Here is a 19053-nt window from a genome sequence, read left to right on the forward strand (position 1 = left end):
CAAGCCGCTCAGCGAAGCGCCGCCGCTTCCCGGGCTCGAGCCGTTGAAGCGCCTCTGGCCGCCGGCGGGCTTCCCACCGCGGCCCTGACCCGCCTCAGATCGTCACCTGCGTGCCGACCTCGACCACCCGTCCTGTCGGCAGGTGGAAATAGTCCGAGGCCGAATTGGCGTTCACTGCCATGCCGATGAAGATGTAGTCCTGCCACAGCGGCATGCCGAGCTTGCCCGAGGCCTTGAGGTGCCGGCGCGACAGGAAGAACGAGGTCGACATCATGTCGAACTTCAGCCCCAGCTTCTTGCAGGCGATGAGCGCCTTCGGCACGTGCGGCGTCTCCATGTAGCCGAAGCGCACGGTGAGGCGGGAGAAGCGGTCGTTGATCTTCTCGTAGCTGACGCGCTCGCTGTCGGGCACGCGCGGCGTGTCGACGCTCTTCACGGCGAGGAAGACGTTGTGCTCGTGCAGCACCTTGTTGTGCTTGAGGTTGTGCAGCAGCGAGGCCGGCGCATAGGACTGGTCGGAGGTGAGGAACACCGCGGTGCCCGCGACCTGGTGCGGTGGCCGCTTGTCGAAGCTCTTCAGCAGGTCGACCAGCGGCACCTCGATGCGGCGCGTCTTCTCGGCGAGGATTTCGGTGCCCTTCCGCCAGGTCAGCATCAGGAACATGATCACCGCGCCTATGACGAGCGGCACCCAGCCGCCGTCCACAAGCTTCAGCATATTGGCGCCGAAGAAGATGAAGTGGATGACGATGAGCGGTACCATGATGGTGATAGCCAGCGCCATGTTCCACTTCCACAGCTGCCGGACGACGAACCAGGCCAGTACGGCAGTGATGAACATGGTCGCAGTGACGGCGATGCCATAGGCCGAGGCAAGGCTCGACGAGGATTTGAACAGCAGCACCAGCGCCAGCACACCGATCAGCAGGCCCCAGTTCACCGCGGGCATGTAGATCTGGCCGGAATGTTCCTCGGAAGTGTGGCGGATCGCCATGCGCGGCAGCAGGCCGAGCTGGATCGCCTGCCGCGTCAGCGAGAAGGCGCCGGTGATGACGGCCTGGCTGGCGATGATGGTGGCGAGGGTGGCGAGCACCACCATCGGCAGCAGTGCCCATGAGGGAGCGAGGAGATAGAACGGGTTGGCGAGCTTTGTTGGATCGGCCAGAACCATGGCGCCCTGGCCCAGATAGTTCAGCGTCAGCGCCGGGAAAACGAGGCAGAACCAGGCCCACTGGATCGGCTTGCGGCCGAAATGGCCCATGTCGGTGTAAAGCGCCTCGCCGCCGGTCACTGCCAGGAACACAGCGCCAAGGGCGAGCAGGCCGATCGTGCCGTGATTGGCAAGGAAGACGATGCCGTAATAGGGGTTGAAGGCGAGGAAGACGCCAAAGTCATCGGCGATGTGGATGAGCCCGATAAGAGCCATCGCCACGAACCAGACGACGCAGATCGGCCCGAAGAAGCGGGCGACGCTCGCAGTTCCGTGGCTCTGGACGGCGAAGAGGCCGACGATGATCACCACGGTGAGGGGCAGGATGTAGGGCTCGAAGACGGGGGTGACGAGCTTCAGGCCCTCGAGCGCCGAGAGCACAGAGATGGCCGGGGTGATGGCCGCGTCGCCGTAGAACAGGGCGGCACCCGCCATGCCGAGCAGCGCAACCGCATAGCTTCGCTTGCCGATGGCGCGCTGGGCGAGCGCCACCAGGGTGAGGATGCCGCCCTCGCCCTTGTCGTCGGCGCGCAGGAGCAGAAGGACATATTTGCCGGTGATGATGAGGATCAGCGACCAGAGGATCAGCGACAGGACGCCGAGGACGATCTCGCGGCTCGGTGCCCCCGCACCATGTCCCGTGGCTGCCATCACCGCCTCGCGGAAGGCGTAGAGCGGGCTGGTGCCGATGTCGCCATAGACGACGCCGATGGAGCCGACGAGCAGGCCCCAGAAGCTCGCCTGCGTGTGGGCCGGGCCGCCATTGTGGCCATTGGCATCGACGGCATGCGGCGCGTCGCCGGCGACCGGCGCCTTCGCTGCTGCTTCACCGCCCTGTTCGACCGGCGCGGAACCGGTCGTCCTGTCGTGTGCCATTGGTGTGAAACCTTGTAGGATCGGTCGCTTTACCGGTCATGCGTCGAAGGTGGGACCGAACCACCGGGTTCGGCAAGTCTTGGCCCCGCGGCGAACGGGACTAGTCTCCGGATTTCGCATCGACGGCGGATTGTGGCGGTGCCCCCTGGCCATGCCACGCCCCTGCGGTCAGGGCGCAGGCTTCTACCGCAGCGGCGGGTCACGATCAATGGGTGGCATCGACGCGGCACGACGGAGTCAGGGCAGCGCTGCGCTGCGGCTCTGGCTGATGTCGATCACCCTGACCGGAGCGTTGCTGGCCGGCGTCACCGGGATGGAGACGGGGGAGGGCGGCGACACCGTGCCGGCATCGGCAGAACGGGCTGGAAAGCGGGTCGAACCGCTCGTGGCGAGCCCTGCCTCGATCTCATCGACCCGGCGGCGCAGGTCGGCAGGAAGGCGCCCATAGGCGCGCGCCGAGACGAAATCCTGGGCTCTATAGGGGAAGCGAGCGCCGCCGCGAAACACGCGCGCGCCCTCCTCGGTGACGACGACGTCGCCGGGGCGCAGCGTCGGGTCGTGTGTGACGGGCAGGCGGGCAAGGCCGCTGGTCGCCATGCTCTGGCAGGAACAGGAGCGCTCGATGCTCTGGCGGAAGCGGAAGGCAGTGCGCAGCGCCGCATAAGGCTGGCCGCGGGCATTGGTCGCTTCCTCGATCGTGCCCTGCCGCGCGACCGAATAGAGCACCGTCTCGGCGCCGGGACACATGGCATTGCAGCTTGCCTGCTGGGTATCGCGCGCGGCGCCGGAGGTCGCCGGACCCATGGGGAAGAAGAAGCCGTCGCAGGTGCGCACGCAGTAGGCGCGCGGACCGCCGACATTCTCGCCGGTATCGCTGCGCGACTGTTCTGCATTGTCGCGCGGGCGCTGGTCGCGCCCCTCGCGGGGGCGGACGATGATTTCGGGCGTCTCGCGGCGTCCGCCACCGCCGAAAAGGCCGAACGGGTTGAAGCCACCGGAGGGCGTGGCGGCGACGGGGCGCCTGCCGCTCTCGCCGCGGGCGATGCGGTAGAACTCGTCGCTGTCCTGTGCGCCCGCCGGACCCGTCCCGGTGAGGACGCCGCCAAGGGCGAGGACTGCCAGGGCCATGCCGGCCCTTGCGGAGATGAAGGCGATCATCGGCCGATCCTCCCGTGGATCGCCGATGGGACTACCCGGCCACCATTGCACGCCGATGTCGCGGCGTGGCCTGCGACCGGAAACATCCGGCATGGTGAATGAGATGATGAGCGGGTGACGCGACAGGCTCGGCGGCGCGGGCCGCCCATGCGCAATGCGGTGGAGGCCGGGACCGGCCTATGAGATGTCCGGGTCAGAACGCTCCCAGGACGATGGCGCCGACGAAGGCGAATGCGGCGCACGCGGCAACGATGTTGACGTGACGCACGTAAACCACGGCTGACCTCCCTTTCAGGAACCGGGAAATGAAGCGTAAGGCCGGACTCCGGTGCCGGCCAAGCGGAATCGTCGTTTCCACAGGCCCCCATGACCGAATGCCGCGCCACGCCGCTGCTCCCATTTGACAGGATTGATGAATCCTCGCTGGTCAACGCCAGCCGACGGGTGAGGGTTCCTGACCTTTCGCCGGCGCAGGGCCATGTGACGCGTGCCTTGACGCGGCGGTGTGAAAATGTCACGGATCTTCACATCATGGCATCCGAACCCGACAAGACCCTCGCCGAGCGGCGCGGCTACCATCACGGCAACCTGCGCGAGGTGCTCCTCGAGGCGGCGCGGCGGCTCATCGCCGAACGCGGACCGGCGGGCTTCACGCTCTCCGATGCGGCCAAGCTCGCGGGCGTCTCGCCGGCGGCGCCCTACCGCCACTTCAAGGACCGTCAGGCGCTGCTGCGCGAGGTGGCCTTGCAGGGCTTCGGCGAACTCGGCCGCAGGCTTGGTGCTGCGGCGGCCGCGGGCGGCAAGGATGGCTTTCTATCGATGGGGCGGGCCTATCTCGCCTTCGCCCGCGAGGAACCGGCCTACTACGCCGCCATGTTCAATACCGGCCATCCCGGTTCCACGCCGAGCGGGGACGACCCCGGTTTCGCGGCGCTGGAGCGGGCCGTCGGCCAGTATCTGGGCAGCACGGATCCGGCGAAGGTCCGGTCGGCGGCGCTGCTGGTCTTCGCGCTGACCCATGGGCTTGCCTCGCTGTCGTCGCCGGATTCGATCGCGACACCGGGCGGCCTCGCCGAGCCGGAGCATCTGCTCGATATCGGCGTGACGGCGCTGCTGCGCGGCCTCTCGACCCTCACCTGACCGCCGGCCGCCTGAGGCCGCCCTTCAGGCTGCGAGCCGCATCAGGCCGATGATCCCGCTCACGGCACCGCTGGCAACAGCGGTGCCGAATTTCAGGGCGGTGAGCCAGGGCAGCACCGGCGCCATGTCGGCGAGGCCGGCATAGGCGACGGCCAGCGCGAGGTTTTCGAGAAGGTCCGCCGCCGCATAGGCCAGCGGGATGCCGACGAGGAGCGCTTCCGTGCGCTCGCCCAGAGGGATGCCGCGGCGGGCGAGCCCGGCGCCACAGAGCAGCGCGGCCGTCACGGCGGCGATCAGCGGCAGGTCGGCAAGCACCCCGAGAAGGGCCCTGTGCCGCAGGCCCCAGACGGCATCAAGATAGAGGCGGAAATCGGCGGCGCCGTAGCCGCCATGGCGGGTGTCGGGCCGGGTCGGGCGCAGGCAGTCGAGGCCGGCGCAGGCGCCATCGCGGATCGCCGCCTCGATCGGGGCATGGACAAGAGCGACGAGCGCATAGGCGGCGAGGACGGCCAGCAGCGACAGGGCGAGCCGGGCCGGCGTCGCCGCCGCCGCGAAACGATCCGCTGCGGCCAGCGGCCCCGTCACAGGCCCCGCGCCTCGAGGAAACCGACGATCCGCCCGGTCAGCCGCTTCGCGATGGGGATGGCGATATAGGCGGCGACCGCTGCAGCGGGCCAGGCGATGACGAAGGCCGTCAGCCATTTGCGCAGGTAGTCCGGCGGAAAGCCGAGGTTCAGCCAGGTGATCAGCGCGGTCATCAGAAAGGCCATGACGGCGGCCATGAGGATCGGCTGGATGATGGCGGCTTTGGAGGGCATCACAGGCTCCGCGGGACGGCTCGATGAGGTCCCATCCCCCGGCGCGGTGCAAGAGGCAAGCCGGCCGCCGGCATGGCAGGGCGGCTGTGCGTCAGTCCTGCTCGTTGAGGCGGCGCAGCAGCTTGCGGTTCTGCAGTTCGAGCAGGCGCAGCTTCTCGGTGAGGCTGTCGGCCGCCGTTCCGGTGGCGGCGACAAAGGCGACGCCGATCTCCGGGAGGCGACGCCAGATCACCTGGCACGGGAAGGTCTCGCCCTTCTGCGGGATTTTCAGGTCGAAATGGTCGGGAATGTCGCCAACGCCGCCGCAGTCGAGCCGGGCGCCCTGGGTCGTGAAATTGCGCACCGTGCATTCGGTCGAGCGCAGGCCGCCGGGGAACAGGATTGTTCCCTTCCAGAAGGTGCGCGACCGCTGGACGGTGCGTCGTTCCGGGGTGGCGGCGGTATTCACGTAGGCTCCGCGGATGGAGGGCGAACCGCGACAGCCTAGCCTGCCGGCCTTAACCGTCCGTTGCGACCGCAGCCGGGGCGAACATGCCGCGATAGGCCTTGGGCCGCGGCGGGGCATAGCCGCAGGCCTTGGAGGTCTTCAGGCCAAGGGCATGGAGGCTCTCGGCGAGCTTCACCGCCGCCGCCACGCCGTCGATGACGGGAATGCCGTGTTCGGCGGAGAGCCGCGCGGCGAGATCGGCCATGCCGGCGCAGCCCAGCACGATGGCCTCGGCGCGATCCTCCGTCTTGGCGCGGGAGATCTCGGCGGAGATCAGTCCGTAGGCGCCGGAGGCAGGATCCTCGAGCTCGAGCACCGGCACCTCGCAGGAGCGGACGCGGCCGCAGCGATGGGAGAAGCCGTATTTGTGGACGTTGTGCTCCAGCGCCGGCACCGAGACGGCGAGGGTGGTCACCACCGAGAATCGTCCGGCAACGAGGGTCGCGAGGTGCATCGCCGCCTCGCCGATGCCGATGACCGGGGCGTCCATGAGGGAGCGTGCGGCCTCAAGCCCCGTGTCGTCGAAACAGGCGATGACAAAGGCGTCGGCGCCCGGCCGCGCCCGCATCTCCGCGAGCATGCCAGGAATGGCATGGACCTCGTCGTAATAGCCCTCGATGGAGGCCGGCCCGTGCTCGGGATTGACCGCCTCGATCACGGTTCCCGGCGCTGCGACCGCGCGGGCGGCCTCGCCAATGGTGTGGGTCATGGAGGCGGTGGTGTTCGGGTTGACGATGGTCAGGTGCATGGGGCTCGAGGCTCGGCGGGTGATCACACATGCTGCCACGCCGCAGCCGACGTAATGAAGCGGAAACGCTCCGCATCCAGAACCAGATCATCGCAACCCATCCGGGAGTTCGCGGGCGTGCGCATTCCGATCATCGTCGCTTTCTGTTGTCTGCCCATTGCCGCCCTGGCGGAACCGGCGGAAGGCGACTGCCGCTCCGAGGTCTTCACCGCACAGGCGGGGCTGGAGGCCGCGCTGGTGCGCAACGAGGGCGCCCGTCTCAACTTCCTGAAGAACGCGACCGACCAGGCGGGTTGCCCGTCATCGGAAGAGGCCTGCCGCGAGCGCGCCTATCTGGTGCCCGGCAATGGCGTCATTGCCGGCCGCCGCCACGAGGCCTTCCGCTGCGCCATGTACCTCGCCTCCAACGGCCAGGCGCGCACCGGCTGGTTGCCCGAGGCCGGGCTCATCACCCTGCCGCCGGCCAATGATCCGGACTTCGTCGGCAAGTGGCGGTCCGGGCCTGAACAGTCCATCGCCATCCGCCGCGACGGCGCCAACTGGCAATTGGACGGGCAGGCGACCTATGGCGCCCAGGACCCGGAGCGGCTGCGGCGCGGGGCGGTGAATATCGGCGACTTCTCGGCGACGGTGCCGCGCACGGGGAGCGACGGGCCAACACGGCTCGCCTTTACCGAGGGAGCGGACGGCACGCTGCCCTATGACAAGGGCGAGGAGACCGCCTGCAAGATGCGGATGCAGCTCGTCGGTCCCTGGCTGCTGGTCAGCGACAACCTGCGCTGTGGCGGTGCCAACGTCACCTTCTCTGGCATCTACCGGCGCACGCCCTAGCCGACGCGCGCGTGCGAGAGTCGCTGCGACGATCCGCGGCGGGGCGCGCCGCCCTCCATCTGGCATGGTCCGCACCGGTTTGAGCGGAGGATGGCTGGCATGCCGAAGATTCAGTATCGCGGCGGCTGTCTGTGCGGCGACGTCCGCTTCGAGGCGACGGGGACCGCGCTCAATCCGCATACCTGTTCGTGCCGCATGTGCCAGCGGCACACCGGCGCCTTGACCGTCTGCTGGGTGGAGTTCCCCCGCGAGGCGATCGCCTGGACCGGACCGGCCGGCCCGCCGGCGACGTTCCGGTCCTCAGCCGGCTCCAGCCGAGCCTTTTGCCGGACCTGTGGCAGCACGCTCGGAGCCATCGACGACAAGCCGACGGTCGCCCTGCTGCTCGGCGTCTTCGACAAGCCGACCGCGAGGGGGTTGCGACCCACCGGTCATTCCTATCGCGGCGGCCGGCCGCGTTGGTGGCACGTCGACATTGAAGGGGCGCGGGACGGCGAGGCCCGTTGAGGCCGCGTGTCCAAAACCTCAGGCCGGCACCGGCGCCGTCGCCTCGGTGCGGAAGCACCGGGCCATGTGGCCGGAGCCGACCTCGACGGGATCGGGCGTCGACTCGCTGCAGGCGGGCAGAGCCAGCTTGCAGCGCGGCGCGAAGGAACAGCCCGGCGGCAGGTTGGCGAGGTCCGGCGGCGAGCCGGGAATGGCGTCGAGCCGCTGGCCCTTGGTCATGGCGCCGTGGGCGCGGCTCTTCAAAAGGCCGATCGTGTAGGGGTGGCGCGGCGCGTTGAGGATGTCGCGGATCGGCCCCGTCTCGACGATGCGGCCGCCATACATGACCGCCACCCGGTCGGCGACCTCGACGGCGACGCCGATATCGTGGGTGACGAACATCACGGCGATGCCGAACTCGCGCTGCAGCTCGCGCACCAGCAGCAGGATCTGGATCTGCACCGTCGCATCGAGCGCCGTCGTCGGCTCGTCGGCCAGCAGGACCTTCGGATTGCAGGCGAGGGCGAGCGCGATCATGGCCCGCTGGCGCATGCCGCCCGACATCTCGTGCGGATAGTTGTCGAGGCGCCGCTCGGGCGAGGGGATGCGGACGCGCTCGAACAGGTCGAGGGCGCGCTTGCGGGCATCGTCCCAGGACCCGCCGTCATGCTTGACGATGGTCTCGGCGATCTGATGGCCGAGCGTATAGACCGGATCGAGGGCGAGCGCCGGCTCCTGGAAGATCATCGAGACGTCGCGGCCGCGGAAGGCCTGCAGGTCCTTGGAGCCGAGGGCGAGCACGTCCTTGCCGCCGACGGTGATGGAGCCTTCGACCTTGGTGCGCTTCTCGGGGTTGAGGCGCAGCATGGCGCGCAGCGTCACCGACTTGCCCGAGCCGGATTCACCGAGGATGGCGAGGGTCTCACCGCGCTCGAGGCTCAGATCGACGCCGTTGATGGCGCGGATCGGCTTCGGACCGCCGGTGAAGGTGACGTGCAGGTCGCGGATATCGACGAGGGGAGGAATGGCCATGATGTCTCCTCACGCGGCCACGGCGGGCGCGGCGCTGTGGCCGGAGCCGGGTTCGGAGCGCAGGCAGGCGACGTCGTGCAGTTCCGCGGCGCGGGTCAGCACCGGCTCGCGCTGGGCGCAGACGCCTTCGGCCAGCGAACAGCGGGTGTGGAAGCGGCAGCCCGGCGGCGGATCGATGGGGTTCGGCGGATCGCCAAAGAGCGGTGCCTCGTTGGTGCGGTTGTCCGGGTCCATGGTCGGCATGGAGCGGGTGAGCGCCGCCGAATAGGGATGGAAGGGGTCGTCGAAGATCGCCTCCGACGGGCCGATCTCCGCGACCTTGCCGAGATACATCACCATGACCCGGTCCGACATGTAGCGGACCACGTGGAGGTCGTGGGAGATGAAGACATAGGTGAGCTTGAACTCGTCTTTGAGATCGAGGAGCAGGTTCAACACCTGCGCTTCCACCGACTTGTCCAGCGCCGAGACCGCCTCGTCGAGGATGACGATCTTCGGCCGCAGCGCGAGCGCCCGGGCGATGTTGATGCGCTGGCGCTGGCCGCCGGAGAGCTCGTGCGGATAGCGGCCGGCGAAGCGCGAGGGCTCGAGGCCGACCTTGGCGAGGAGGTCGCGGGCGCGCTCGATGGCTTCGCGCTGCGGCACGCCATGGACCTGCGGTCCGAAGGCGATGGAGCTCTCGATGGTCAGGCGCGGGTTCAGCGAGGCGTAGCTGTCCTGGAAGACCATCTGCACCTGGCGGCGATACTCCGTCAGCGACAGATCGGGCGTGCCGACCTTGGCGCCGTCAAAGAGGATCTCGCCGGCGGTGGGGTCCATCAGGTGCATGAGCAGGCGGGCGGTGGTCGACTTGCCGCAGCCGGACTCGCCGACGATGCCGAGCGTCTCGCCATCCATGACGTCGAAGGCGATGTCATCGACGGCGCGCACCACCTTCTTCGGGCCGAAGAGCCCGCCGGCAATGGGGAAGTGCTTGACCAGGCCGCGGACCGTGAGCAGGGGCTTCGTCATACCTTGACATCCATGGCGTTTCGCAGGCCATCGGCCAGGACGTTGAAGGAGATGGAGGTGATGAAGATCATCATGCCGGGCAAGGCCGCGACCAGCGGCTGGTTGTAGATGGCGGTGCGCAGCGTGTTGAGCATCAGGCCCCATTCAGGCTCGGGCGGGCGGACGCCGAGGCCGAGGAAGGACAGGCCCGAGGCAAGGATCATCGACACGGAGATGAGGCCGGTCGCATAGACGAAGATGGGGCCGAGCACGTTGCCGAGGACGTGGACGCGGATGATGGTCAGCGCCTTCGCACCCGAGGCGCGCGCCGCCTCGACATAGTCGCGGTTGCGCACCTGCGTGGTCACCGCCTCCGCCACGCGGGCGATGGGCGGGATGAAGACGACGGTCAGCGAGACCAGGGCGTTCTGGATGCCGGCCCCGAGCGCGCCGGAGAGCGCCACGGCCAGCAGCACCGAGGGGAAGGCGTAGAACACGTCGATGGTGCGCATGATCGCCGTGTTGGTCTTGCCGCCGACATAGCCGGCAATGATGCCGATGAGGCTGCCGATGCCAAAGGCCATGATGACCGGCGCCACGCCCATCATCAGGGAGTAGCGGGCGCCGTAGATGAGGCGCGAGAGCATGTCGCGGCCGAGTTCGTCGGTGCCGAGCGGGAAGCCATCGGTGCCGACAGGGCGCAGGCGGCGGATGGTGCGGCCGGCATAGGGGTCCATCGGCGCGAGCAGCGGCGCGAAGACGGCGATGAGCAAGAGGATGAGCACGACGATGCCGGCGGCGATGGCAAGCTTGTCCTTGCCGAAGCGGCGGATGACGCCGGCCCAGTAGCCCGGCGATTTCTCGATCGGGGCGATGGTCTTCGCCGGGTCCTGCGGCATGAGCGAGGAGAGGGACGTCATGGCTCAGCTCCTCTGGATGCGGGGATCGATCGCCGTCTGCACGACGTCGACGATGAGATTGAGGAGCACGAAGAACAGAGCGAGGACGAGGATTGTCCCCTGCAGCAGCGGCAGGTCGCGCTGGAAGATGGCGGCGTTGAGCAGGAAGCCGGTGCCCGGCCAGGAGAACACCGTCTCGATGAGGATCGAGCCGCCGAGGAGATAGCCGAGCTGCAGGCCCATGACGGCCAGGGCGGTCGGCGCGGCATTCTTCACCACATGGCCGAAGATGCCGAGTTCGGAGAGGCCTTTCGCCCGCAGCGCCGGCACGAAGTCCTGGCTGAGGATGTCGGCGACGAGGGCGCGGATGGTGCGCGCGACGATGCCCATGGGAATGACGCTCATGGTCACGGCGGGCAGGATCAGGTGGCGGAAATGCGCCCAGTCAGGCCGCCATTCCGCCGAGCCGCCGGGGCCGGCTCCGGTGGGGGGAAGCCAGTTGAGCTGGGCGGAGAAGATGATGACCAGCACCATGCCGAGCCAGTAATGCGGCACGGAGACGCCGATGACCGAGAGGATCGAGGCGATCTTGTCGATGGCGCTGTTGCGGAAATAGCCGGCGACGAAGCCGAAGAGCAGGCCGAAGAAGAAGCCGATGAAGGTGGCGACGACCGCCAGCAGCAGGGTGTTGCGCACGGCCCGCATCACCTCGCTCGCGACGGCGCGGCCGGTGGCGATGGAGGTGCCGAGATCACCCTGGATGGCGCGCCAGCACCACAGGAGGAACTGCTCGTAATAGGGCCGGTCGAAGCCGTAGGCCTTCATCATCTGCTGCTTGAGCTGCTCGGAGGCGTCCGGCGGCAGCACGGAGACGAGCGGATCGCCCGGCGCGATATGCACCAGCGCGAAGCAGACGATCGACACGCCGATGACGATCGGGATCGTGTAGACGAGCCGTTTGCCCAGATAGATCAGCATGCATCAAGCCTTGCGGTCGGCGTCATCCGAGGGTGACCTGGACGATGTCCTGGTACCAGTTCTGTGCCTGCACGAAGCCCTTCACGCGGGGTGAGAGGGCGCGGGGCGCGACGTCGTGGGCGACGAAGAGGAAGAGGGCCTCGTCGACGATCTTCTCATGGGCCCGCTGGATGGCGGCGAGCTGGGCGGCCGGATCGAAGGCGGCGCGGATGGCGGCGAAGCGCGCATCCATGTCGGCATCGAGATAGTAGCCCCAGTTGGTGCCGGCGGGCGGAACCAGCGTGGTGTCGAGGTGGCGGATCAGCGCGGTGAAGGGGTCCTGGCTGAAATAGGAGGAGTTGGTGGAATGGGCGCCGCGCGAGGAGGCGTGCTTCGCGCCGGCCCGCCAGGAACTCACCAATGCGTTCCAGTCCATCACCTCGAACTCGACCTTGATGCCGATCTCCTGGAGGTTCTGCTGGATGAGCTCGTTCATGGCGAGCGGCTGCATCTGGCCGGACCCCGAGGGCGAGATAATCGCCTTCACCGAGAGCGGCTTCGCCGGGCTGTAGCCTGCCTCCGCCATCAGCTTGAGGGCGGCGGGGATGTCGGTCTTGGCCTCGAAGGAGGGCTTGCCGAACCACGGGCTCTGCGGCGGCACGAGGCCGCGGGCGGGGAGCATCATGCCGCCGAGCAGCTCGACCATGCCGGCGCGGTCCACGGCAAGGTTCGCCGCCTTGCGCACGCGGATGTCGTTCCAGGGCGATCCCTCCACCCGGGAGAAATGCCAGGTCCAGTTGTGCGGATAGACGTTCGAGGTGATCTGCATCCCGCGGGCGCGCAACTGCTGCAGCGCGTCCGGCGCCGGGGCCTCGATCCAGTCGACCTGGCCGGCGAGCAGGGCGGCGGTGCGGGCGTTCGGCTCGGGCATGGGCACCAGCACGACACGGTCGAGCTTCGGCCGCCGCGCCGGGTTCCAGTAGGCCGTATTCGGGGTGAGCTCGAGGCGCTCGCGCGGTGTGTAGCGATCGACCTTCCAGGGACCGGTCCCGGACGGGCTCCTCAGGAAATTGTCCCAGTTGCGGCCGACCTTCTCCCACTGGGCGGGGGAGGACATCAGGATCCAGGAGATCTCGTAGGGAAAGAGCGCATTCGGCGCCGCGGACACGAACTCGACCGTCATCGGGTCGATGGCGCGGTAGCTCTTCACCGAGGGGATGCGGGTCCGGCCCTGTCCGGCCTGGCGCGGGTCGTGCTGGGGGGAATCGGCCTTGAGGATCTTGTCGAAGTTCCAGACGACCGCCGCCGCGTCGAAGGCCGAGCCGTCATGGAAGGTGACGCCGGGGCGCAGGGTGAAGATCCACCGGGTCGGGTCGGAGGGGTCCACGCGCCATGCCGTGGCAAGGCCCGGCACGAGGCCGCCTGGCGCGTCGGCCTTTGTCAGGTCCCAGAGAATGAGGCTGTCGAAGACATTGTAACCGACGAAGCGCATGCCCTCGGCGCCCTGGTCGGTCTGGCCGTTCGGCAAGGGGATGTCCGACGCGGTCATCGCGATCCGCAGCGTGCCGGAGCCCTGGGCCCGGAGCCCCGTCAGGTCGAGGGTTGAGGCCGCGGCGGTGCCGAGCATGCCGGACATCATCGTCCGGCGGTCGAGCAGAACCATGTGAGCCTCGCTGTTCGGGGGAATGGAACCGGGCGGCGGCGAGCCGCCGCCCGGTCGATCATGTCGCTCGGGATCAGGACCCCGGACGGATGTCCATCGTGGTGATGTCGATAAACCAGGAGCGCGGCTGGACCACGCCGGTGACGCGGGCCGACATGGCGCGCGGGCCGACGTCATGGGCGACCCAGAGGAACGGCGCCTCTTCGACGATCCGCTTGTGGAGCGCGGCGAGCGCCCGGTCGCGGCCGGCATCGTCGAAGGTCGAGCGTGCGGTCGCGGCGAGCTGGTCGAACTCGTCGAAGTTGAAGAAGCCCCAGTTGTTGGAGGCCGGCGGGTTCGCCTGACGCGTCACGAAACGCATCATGCCGAAGAACGGGTCCATCGCAGAGAAGGTGACGTTCGTGGCATTGGCGCCGCGCGAGCCGGGCGAGCCAGCACCCTCACGCCAGTTGTTGAAGACCGCATTCCACTCGGCGACTTCGAGTTCGACGTTGAAGAAGCACTCCTTCAGCGCCTGCTGCAGCCACTCGTTCATCACGATGGGCTGCATCTGGCCGGAGCCCGATGCAGAGGTCAGCACCTTCACATTGACCGGGCGCTGGGCGGAGTAGCCAGCTTCGGTCATCAGGCGACGGGCGGTGGCGAGGTCATACTTGATCTCGAAGGTCGGGTTGCCCCACCACGGATGGCCCGGCGGGTAGGTACCGCGCGGCACCTCCATCAGACCGCTCAGCAGAGTCTTCAGCTCATCGCGGTTGATGCAGAGATTGGCGGCATGGCGCACGCGGCGATCGACGAAGGGCGAGCCCTCGCGGAAGGAGAACTGCCAGGGCCAGACGTGCGGCTGGGCGTTGGTGTACATCTTGAAGCCGCGCGACGTGATCTGCGCCACGGCGTCAGGCGCCGGAGCCTCGATCCAGTCGACCTGGCCGGAGAGCAGCGCCGCGGTGCGGGCATTGGCCTCGGGGAGCGGCAGCAGCACCACACGGTCCACCTTCGGGCGGCGCGCCGTGTCCCAGTACTCCTTGTTGGCGACCATCTCGAAACGCTCGCGCGGCACGAGACGCACGCCGCGGAACGGGCCGGTGCCCGACGGCGTGCCGGCGAACGCCGTCCAGGCCGCGGCGGCGCGGGCCTTCGGGTCGGTCACCGAGGCGGGGACCTCGCCGAGCAGCTTCTGCCAGTGGGCGGGCGACGCCATGAACAGGTTGGTCAGGTTGATGGGGAGGAACGAATCCGGGTTGCGCGTCGTCAGCTCGACGGTGAGGTCGTCGATGGCGCGGGCCGAGAGGAGGTTCGGCATGCGCGAGACCGTGACGCCGACCTGGCTCTGGTCGAAATGGGCGGCGTTCTGGTCCAGGACCTTCTGGACGTTCCAGACCACGGCAGCCGCATTGAAGGCCGAGCCGTCATGGAACTTCACGCCCGGACGAAGCTTGAAAACCCACTTGTTCTTGTCGGTCGCATCGACCTCCCAGGAGAGGGCGAGGCCGGGAATGATGACGGAGGGGCCATCGGTCTTGGACAGGTCCCAGTTGACCAGCCCGTCATACATCGGGATGCCGGTGAACCGGTTGCCCTCGAAGCCCTGGTCGGGCTGGCCGTGTGTGCGCGGAATATCGGCGGCAGTCATGCCGATCCGCAGGACCTTCTCCTGGGCCATGAGCGACGTGGTCGTCATGAGTGCGCCGGCGATGGCGAGCGCACCGGCCAACAGGACGGGGCGGAACATGGTTCGCATACGAAGTCTCCCTGATGCTTCCTTGACGGATGCTGGCAAGCCACATGCCAGCCGACCCGTACGGCCGGTTGGTCCGGCCTTCATGCTCCTGCCTCAGCGTCGCACTGGCTTTGTTGCCGGAGCGTCGGGCAGAATGCTTAATCCTTGAGCAGAAACGCACGGGGTTCAAGGTGCCACGGCAAAGCCTCGGTGGAGAACCTCGTTCTCCCCGGGGCGCCAATGGGCAAACTGGTGCGAAAGGCGTCAGACGGGCAGGGGAAGCGGTCCGCCAGCAGCCTTTTCGGCAGCGCGGGCGATGCGCAGGGCGCGTGCGTCACAATAGCGTGGGGTGACGACCTGGTAGCTGATGGGCAGACCCGCAGCGGTCTTGCCCACGGGCACCGAGACGCCGCACCATTCGAGATAGTTCACGAAGCGGGTGAGGATGCCGGGCAGGCCGGCCTCGTCGATCGCGGTGAGGGGCTGGGCGGCAATGGGCGTCGTCGGCAGCACCAGCGCGTCGATGCCGCCTTCGGCCAGCAGCGCGTTGGCGGCCGCCGTCCGGGCGCTGCGCGTCTCCACGCCTGCGAAATAGCGTGTCGCCGGAATGTCGAAGCCGCCGCCGATGCGCTTCGCCGCCCAAGGGCTGAGGCGCAGCGGATTTTCGCGCGCCAGCGCGCCGTGGCGATGGGCGCCCTCGACCATCATCAGCTCGCCGCAGTCGGTGGTGTAGGTCGCGAGCGTCTCCGGCAGCCGTACCGTGACGAGCCGCGCGCCGGCCTTTTCCAGCGCCGCATGGGTCCTCGCGATCGCTGCCGCCACCTCCGGATCGACCGCGATGGACGCGTCGAGCTCGACGACGCCGAGGGTGAGGCCGGCAACGCCCGCCTCGAGGCCGGCGAGGAGGTCGAGGCCCGGTGCGCCGGTGGTCGAGGGGTCGGCGGGATCGGAGCCGAGCATGACCTGGCTCATCACCGCGGCGTCAGCGACGGTGCGGGCGAGCGGCCCGATCGTGTCGAAATGCAGGGCGAGCGGCACGACGCCGGCGCGGCTGACGAGGCCCATGGAGGTCTTGTGGCCGACCGTGCCGCACCAGGAGGCTGGCAGGCGCACCGAACCGCCCGTATCGGTGCCGAAGCCGATGGGAACGAGCCCGGCGCCGACCGCGACGCCCGTGCCGGAGGAGGAGCCACCGGGATTGCGCGGCGTCGCGCGGTCGTGGGGGTTCACCGGCGTGCCGGCGATCGGGTTCGTGCCCCAGCCGCCGAAGGCATATTCCACCGTGTGGGTCTTGCCGACGACGATGGCGCCGGCCGCGCGCAGCCGCGTGACGCACCAGGCATCCGCCGTCACCGCGGGGAGGTGGTCGCGGGTGACCGAGCCGGCGCGGGTCTTCTGGCCGGCGACATCGATGATGTCCTTCACGCCCACCGGCACGCCGTGGAGGGGCCCGCGGCTCTGGCCGCGCGCCTGGACGGCGTCGAGCATGTCGGCCTCGGCGCGGGCCTCGTCGGCCATGACGGCGATGAAGGCGTGAAGCCGGTCGTTCTCGGCGGCGATGCGGGCGAGCGTCGTCTCGACGACCGCCCGGGCGCTGGTCCGGCCCTCCCGGATGGCGGCGGCGGTGGCGAGAGCGCCCTCGGCGAGAACGGCAGCGGCGTCAGTCATGGCACGGTCTCCAGGGCGGGCAGGTCGAGGCGGCTTGCGACGAGGTCGGCGATGGCGAGGGAGGCGGTGAGGCCGGGGCTCTCGATCCCCAGGAGGTTCACGAGACCCGCCGTGCCATGCAGCTGAGGCCCGTCGATGCGGAAGTCGGGCATCGGCGTGCCGGGTCCGTGGAGCTTCGGGCGGATGCCGGCATAATCGGGCTGGAGGGCATCGTCCGGCAGGCCCGGCCAATAGGCGCGGATCGCGGCGTAGAAGCCCTCCGAGCGGCGCGGATCGACGACGAGGTCGCTCTCGCTCTCCACCCATTCGACATCCGGCCCGAAGCGGCAGCGGCCCTGCAGGTCGACGGTCGCATGAACGCCGAGGCCGGCCGTGTCGGGCATGGGATAGACGAGGCGGGAGAAGGGCTGGCGACCCACCAGCGAGAAGTAATTGCCCTTGGCGTACCATTGCTTCGGCACATGCGCGGCGGGAAAGCCGTCGAGGCCCGACAGGAACTTCGGGGCGAAATGGCCGGCGGCATTGACGACGATGCGGGCCTCGATCTCCGCCGGCTCCGCGCCGCCGGTGACGATGCGGATGCCGGTCGGGGTGACGGCGGCGGAGACGACGGGGGCCTCGAAGGCGACCATGCCGCCGGCCTCCTCGAGGTCGCCCTGCAGCGCCAGCATGACACCGTGGCTGTCGACGATGCCGGTGGTGGCCGAGAAGAAGGCCTTCACGCAAGCGACCTCGGGCTCCATGGCCCGCACCTCGTCTGGCGTCATCCAGGTCAGGCCGGTCACGCCGTTGACATGGGCCTGGTCCCAGATGGCCTGAAGCTTCGGCAACTGGTCGTCGGAGGTCGCCACCATCAGCTTGCCACAGGCCAGCGCCTTGACGCCGCGCGAGGCGCAGTAGCGGTACAGCAGGTCCTTGCCCCTCAGGCAGGCCGTCGCCTTGATGGAGCCTGTCGGATAGTAGAGCCCGGCATGGATGACCTCGCTGTTGCGCGAGGAGGTGCCGGTGCCGATGGCGTCCGCCGCCTCGATGACGAGGGTCTCGAGCCCCGCCAGCGCCAGCCGTCGCGCTGTGGCGAGGCCGACAACGCCCGCTCCGATGACTACGGCGTCGATGGACCAGGTCATGCGGCGGTTCGGGGATCCATCGGTGGACAGGGTGCGGCGATCTGCAAAGTCATAAGGCGAGGCGCCTGCTTCGCCTAGCCGCGCCGCGGGGCGGCATGGCGCCCATGCGCGGGGTCGTCAGCGGATGAGGACGATGACCGATCCGGCAAGGCTCCAGAGCCCGACGCTCGTCAGCAGCGCATAGCGCCACATGCCGCTGACCGGCGGTGCGGCCTGCATGGGCAGTGTGACCCTCGCCGAGGATTGTCGAATGCGCGGCACCAGCATGATGGAATCAGTCCCCCATGCCAAAGGTAATCAGGGACCAGCACGCGGCGCCATAGGCCTTACCGCCAGCGGCGATGCAGCCACAGCCATTGCTCGGGATGCTCGCGCACCCAGCCCTCGACGACGTCGGTCATCATCTGCATGGCGCCCTTCACGTCGATGCGGCCTTCCGCGTCGCGGGGCAGGTCGAGCGCCTCCGTCGCCTCCAGGCGGAAGCGGTTGCCGGGCAGGCGGATGACGCGCACGCCATGGACCGGGCAGTCGAATTCGCGGGCAAGGCGCGCCGCGGTGGGGTTCGCCTTGGCCGGGCGTCCGAAGAAGGTGACATCGACGCCGCGGTGAAGGTGCTGGTCGATGAGCATGCCGACATGGTTGCTGGCCTCGAGCTCGCGGGCGAGCTGGAGGACGCCGCCCCCGCCGGAGGCGACGAGCTTGCCCATGGTGCGGCCGCGGATGCGCTGGATGGCGCGGGCGACGAAGCGGTTGTTGGGCATGCGGTAGAGCGAGGTCGTGTCCAGCCCGTGGGCCGCGGCGGCCACCGCCGGCATCTCCCAGTTGGCGAGATGGGCGGCGAAGAAGATGGCGGGCTTGCCGTCGTCGCGGAGGCGCTCGTAGAGCGGCACGTCGTCGGTGACGATGCGGCCCTGGTTCGGACGGGCGGGGTCATAGTCCCACAGGTCGTCCATGCAGGCATATTCGAAGGACGTGCGGCCGAGATTTGCCCAGACGCCGCGCAGGATGGCGCGGATCTCGGCCTCCGGCTTATCGGGATAGGCAGCCTTCAGATTGGCATAACCGGTGCGGTTGGCGCCGATCAGCGGGGCGAGCCGCGGCAGGATCCAGGCGCCGATGTCGCTGGCGCGGTCGGGCCCGAGCGCGCGGATGCCGGCCATGGCGCCGAGCACCAGCATGCCGATGATCCAATCGAACGGCACCATGAGTGCCGGGACACGATGGCGAATCCAGCGGACCAATG

General features: G+C 68.8%; 19 protein-coding genes. 3 read left to right on the top strand and 16 right to left on the bottom strand.

The features are described 5' to 3' along the window. Window positions 1-94: 94 nt before the first annotated feature. Both O9344_RS17430 and O9344_RS17435 read right to left on the bottom strand, forming a co-directional pair. Complete coding sequence (locus O9344_RS17430) at window positions 95-2086, bottom strand: potassium transporter Kup (RefSeq protein ID WP_298480312.1); 1992 nt, start codon at window positions 2084-2086, stop codon at window positions 95-97. A gap of 237 nt (window positions 2087-2323) precedes the next feature. Next, window positions 2324-3244 carry a DUF2865 domain-containing protein gene (locus tag O9344_RS17435; protein ID WP_298480314.1) on the bottom strand — a complete coding sequence of 307 codons (921 nt, stop codon included), beginning with the start codon at window positions 3242-3244 and terminating at the stop codon, window positions 2324-2326. Window positions 3245-3775: 531 nt separating this feature from the next. On the opposite strand from O9344_RS17435, the gene O9344_RS17440 reads away from it, so the two are divergent. Beyond that, window positions 3776-4384 carry a TetR/AcrR family transcriptional regulator gene (locus tag O9344_RS17440; RefSeq protein ID WP_298480317.1) on the top strand — a complete coding sequence of 203 codons (609 nt, stop codon included), beginning with the start codon at window positions 3776-3778 and terminating at the stop codon, window positions 4382-4384. Between the two features lie 24 nt (window positions 4385-4408). On the opposite strand, the gene O9344_RS17445 is transcribed toward O9344_RS17440, so the two are convergent. From O9344_RS17445 to O9344_RS17460, 4 genes are all read right to left on the bottom strand, one after another. Continuing rightward, on the bottom strand, window positions 4409-4969 hold the full coding sequence (locus tag O9344_RS17445; RefSeq protein WP_298480320.1) for a hypothetical protein: 561 nt from the start codon (window positions 4967-4969) through the stop codon (window positions 4409-4411). Then, window positions 4966-5202 (bottom strand): DUF2798 domain-containing protein, encoded by a 237-nt coding sequence (locus tag O9344_RS17450; protein WP_298480323.1) that lies wholly within the window; start codon window positions 5200-5202, stop codon window positions 4966-4968. Before O9344_RS17450 ends, O9344_RS17445 begins: the two co-directional genes overlap by 4 nt. A gap of 91 nt (window positions 5203-5293) precedes the next feature. Beyond that, window positions 5294-5650, bottom strand: coding sequence for a PilZ domain-containing protein (locus O9344_RS17455; protein WP_298480325.1), 357 nt, complete (start codon window positions 5648-5650; stop codon window positions 5294-5296). A gap of 49 nt (window positions 5651-5699) precedes the next feature. Next, window positions 5700-6437 carry an aspartate/glutamate racemase family protein gene (locus tag O9344_RS17460; protein WP_298480327.1) on the bottom strand — a complete coding sequence of 246 codons (738 nt, stop codon included), beginning with the start codon at window positions 6435-6437 and terminating at the stop codon, window positions 5700-5702. Between the two features lie 117 nt (window positions 6438-6554). On the opposite strand from O9344_RS17460, the gene O9344_RS17465 reads away from it, so the two are divergent. Then, window positions 6555-7268, top strand: a complete 714-nt coding sequence (locus O9344_RS17465; protein ID WP_298480330.1) for a hypothetical protein — start codon at window positions 6555-6557, stop codon at window positions 7266-7268. A 99-nt stretch (window positions 7269-7367) separates the two neighbouring features. Continuing rightward, window positions 7368-7775: a GFA family protein gene (locus O9344_RS17470; protein ID WP_298480333.1), complete on the top strand. Its 408-nt coding sequence runs from the start codon at window positions 7368-7370 to the stop codon at window positions 7773-7775. An 18-nt stretch (window positions 7776-7793) separates the two neighbouring features. On the opposite strand, the gene O9344_RS17475 is transcribed toward O9344_RS17470, so the two are convergent. From O9344_RS17475 to O9344_RS17520, 10 genes are all read right to left on the bottom strand, one after another. Continuing rightward, complete coding sequence (locus O9344_RS17475) at window positions 7794-8786, bottom strand: ABC transporter ATP-binding protein (protein WP_298480336.1); 993 nt, start codon at window positions 8784-8786, stop codon at window positions 7794-7796. 9 nt (window positions 8787-8795) lie between these two features. Next, complete coding sequence (locus tag O9344_RS17480) at window positions 8796-9797, bottom strand: oligopeptide/dipeptide ABC transporter ATP-binding protein (RefSeq protein ID WP_298480339.1); 1002 nt, start codon at window positions 9795-9797, stop codon at window positions 8796-8798. Continuing rightward, entirely contained in the window at window positions 9794-10696 is a 903-nt protein-coding gene (locus O9344_RS17485) for an ABC transporter permease (RefSeq protein ID WP_298480342.1), read from the bottom strand. The genes O9344_RS17480 and O9344_RS17485 overlap by 4 nt, the downstream gene beginning before the upstream one ends. Window positions 10697-10699: 3 nt before the next feature. Continuing rightward, window positions 10700-11653, bottom strand: a complete 954-nt coding sequence (locus O9344_RS17490; protein WP_298480345.1) for an ABC transporter permease — start codon at window positions 11651-11653, stop codon at window positions 10700-10702. Window positions 11654-11675: 22 nt separating this feature from the next. Further along, window positions 11676-13259: an ABC transporter substrate-binding protein gene (locus tag O9344_RS17495; RefSeq protein ID WP_298480411.1), complete on the bottom strand. Its 1584-nt coding sequence runs from the start codon at window positions 13257-13259 to the stop codon at window positions 11676-11678. A gap of 109 nt (window positions 13260-13368) precedes the next feature. Beyond that, window positions 13369-14976: an ABC transporter substrate-binding protein gene (locus O9344_RS17500; RefSeq protein WP_298480414.1), complete on the bottom strand. Its 1608-nt coding sequence runs from the start codon at window positions 14974-14976 to the stop codon at window positions 13369-13371. Window positions 14977-15279: 303 nt separating this feature from the next. Beyond that, window positions 15280-16683: an amidase gene (locus tag O9344_RS17505; RefSeq protein WP_298480368.1), complete on the bottom strand. Its 1404-nt coding sequence runs from the start codon at window positions 16681-16683 to the stop codon at window positions 15280-15282. Next, a complete protein-coding gene (locus O9344_RS17510; RefSeq protein WP_298480370.1) occupies window positions 16680-17810 on the bottom strand; it encodes an NAD(P)/FAD-dependent oxidoreductase in 1131 nt (376 codons plus the stop codon). The genes O9344_RS17505 and O9344_RS17510 overlap by 4 nt, the downstream gene beginning before the upstream one ends. Window positions 17811-17927: 117 nt before the next feature. Then, entirely contained in the window at window positions 17928-18077 is a 150-nt protein-coding gene (locus O9344_RS17515) for a hypothetical protein (RefSeq protein ID WP_298480372.1), read from the bottom strand. Window positions 18078-18136: 59 nt separating this feature from the next. Then, window positions 18137-19015 (bottom strand): lipid A biosynthesis lauroyl acyltransferase, encoded by an 879-nt coding sequence (locus O9344_RS17520; protein WP_298480374.1) that lies wholly within the window; start codon window positions 19013-19015, stop codon window positions 18137-18139. Window positions 19016-19053 lie beyond the last annotated feature (38 nt).

This window comes from Phreatobacter sp. (genome assembly GCF_027532945.1).
Lineage (GTDB): Bacteria > Pseudomonadota > Alphaproteobacteria > Rhizobiales > Phreatobacteraceae > Phreatobacter.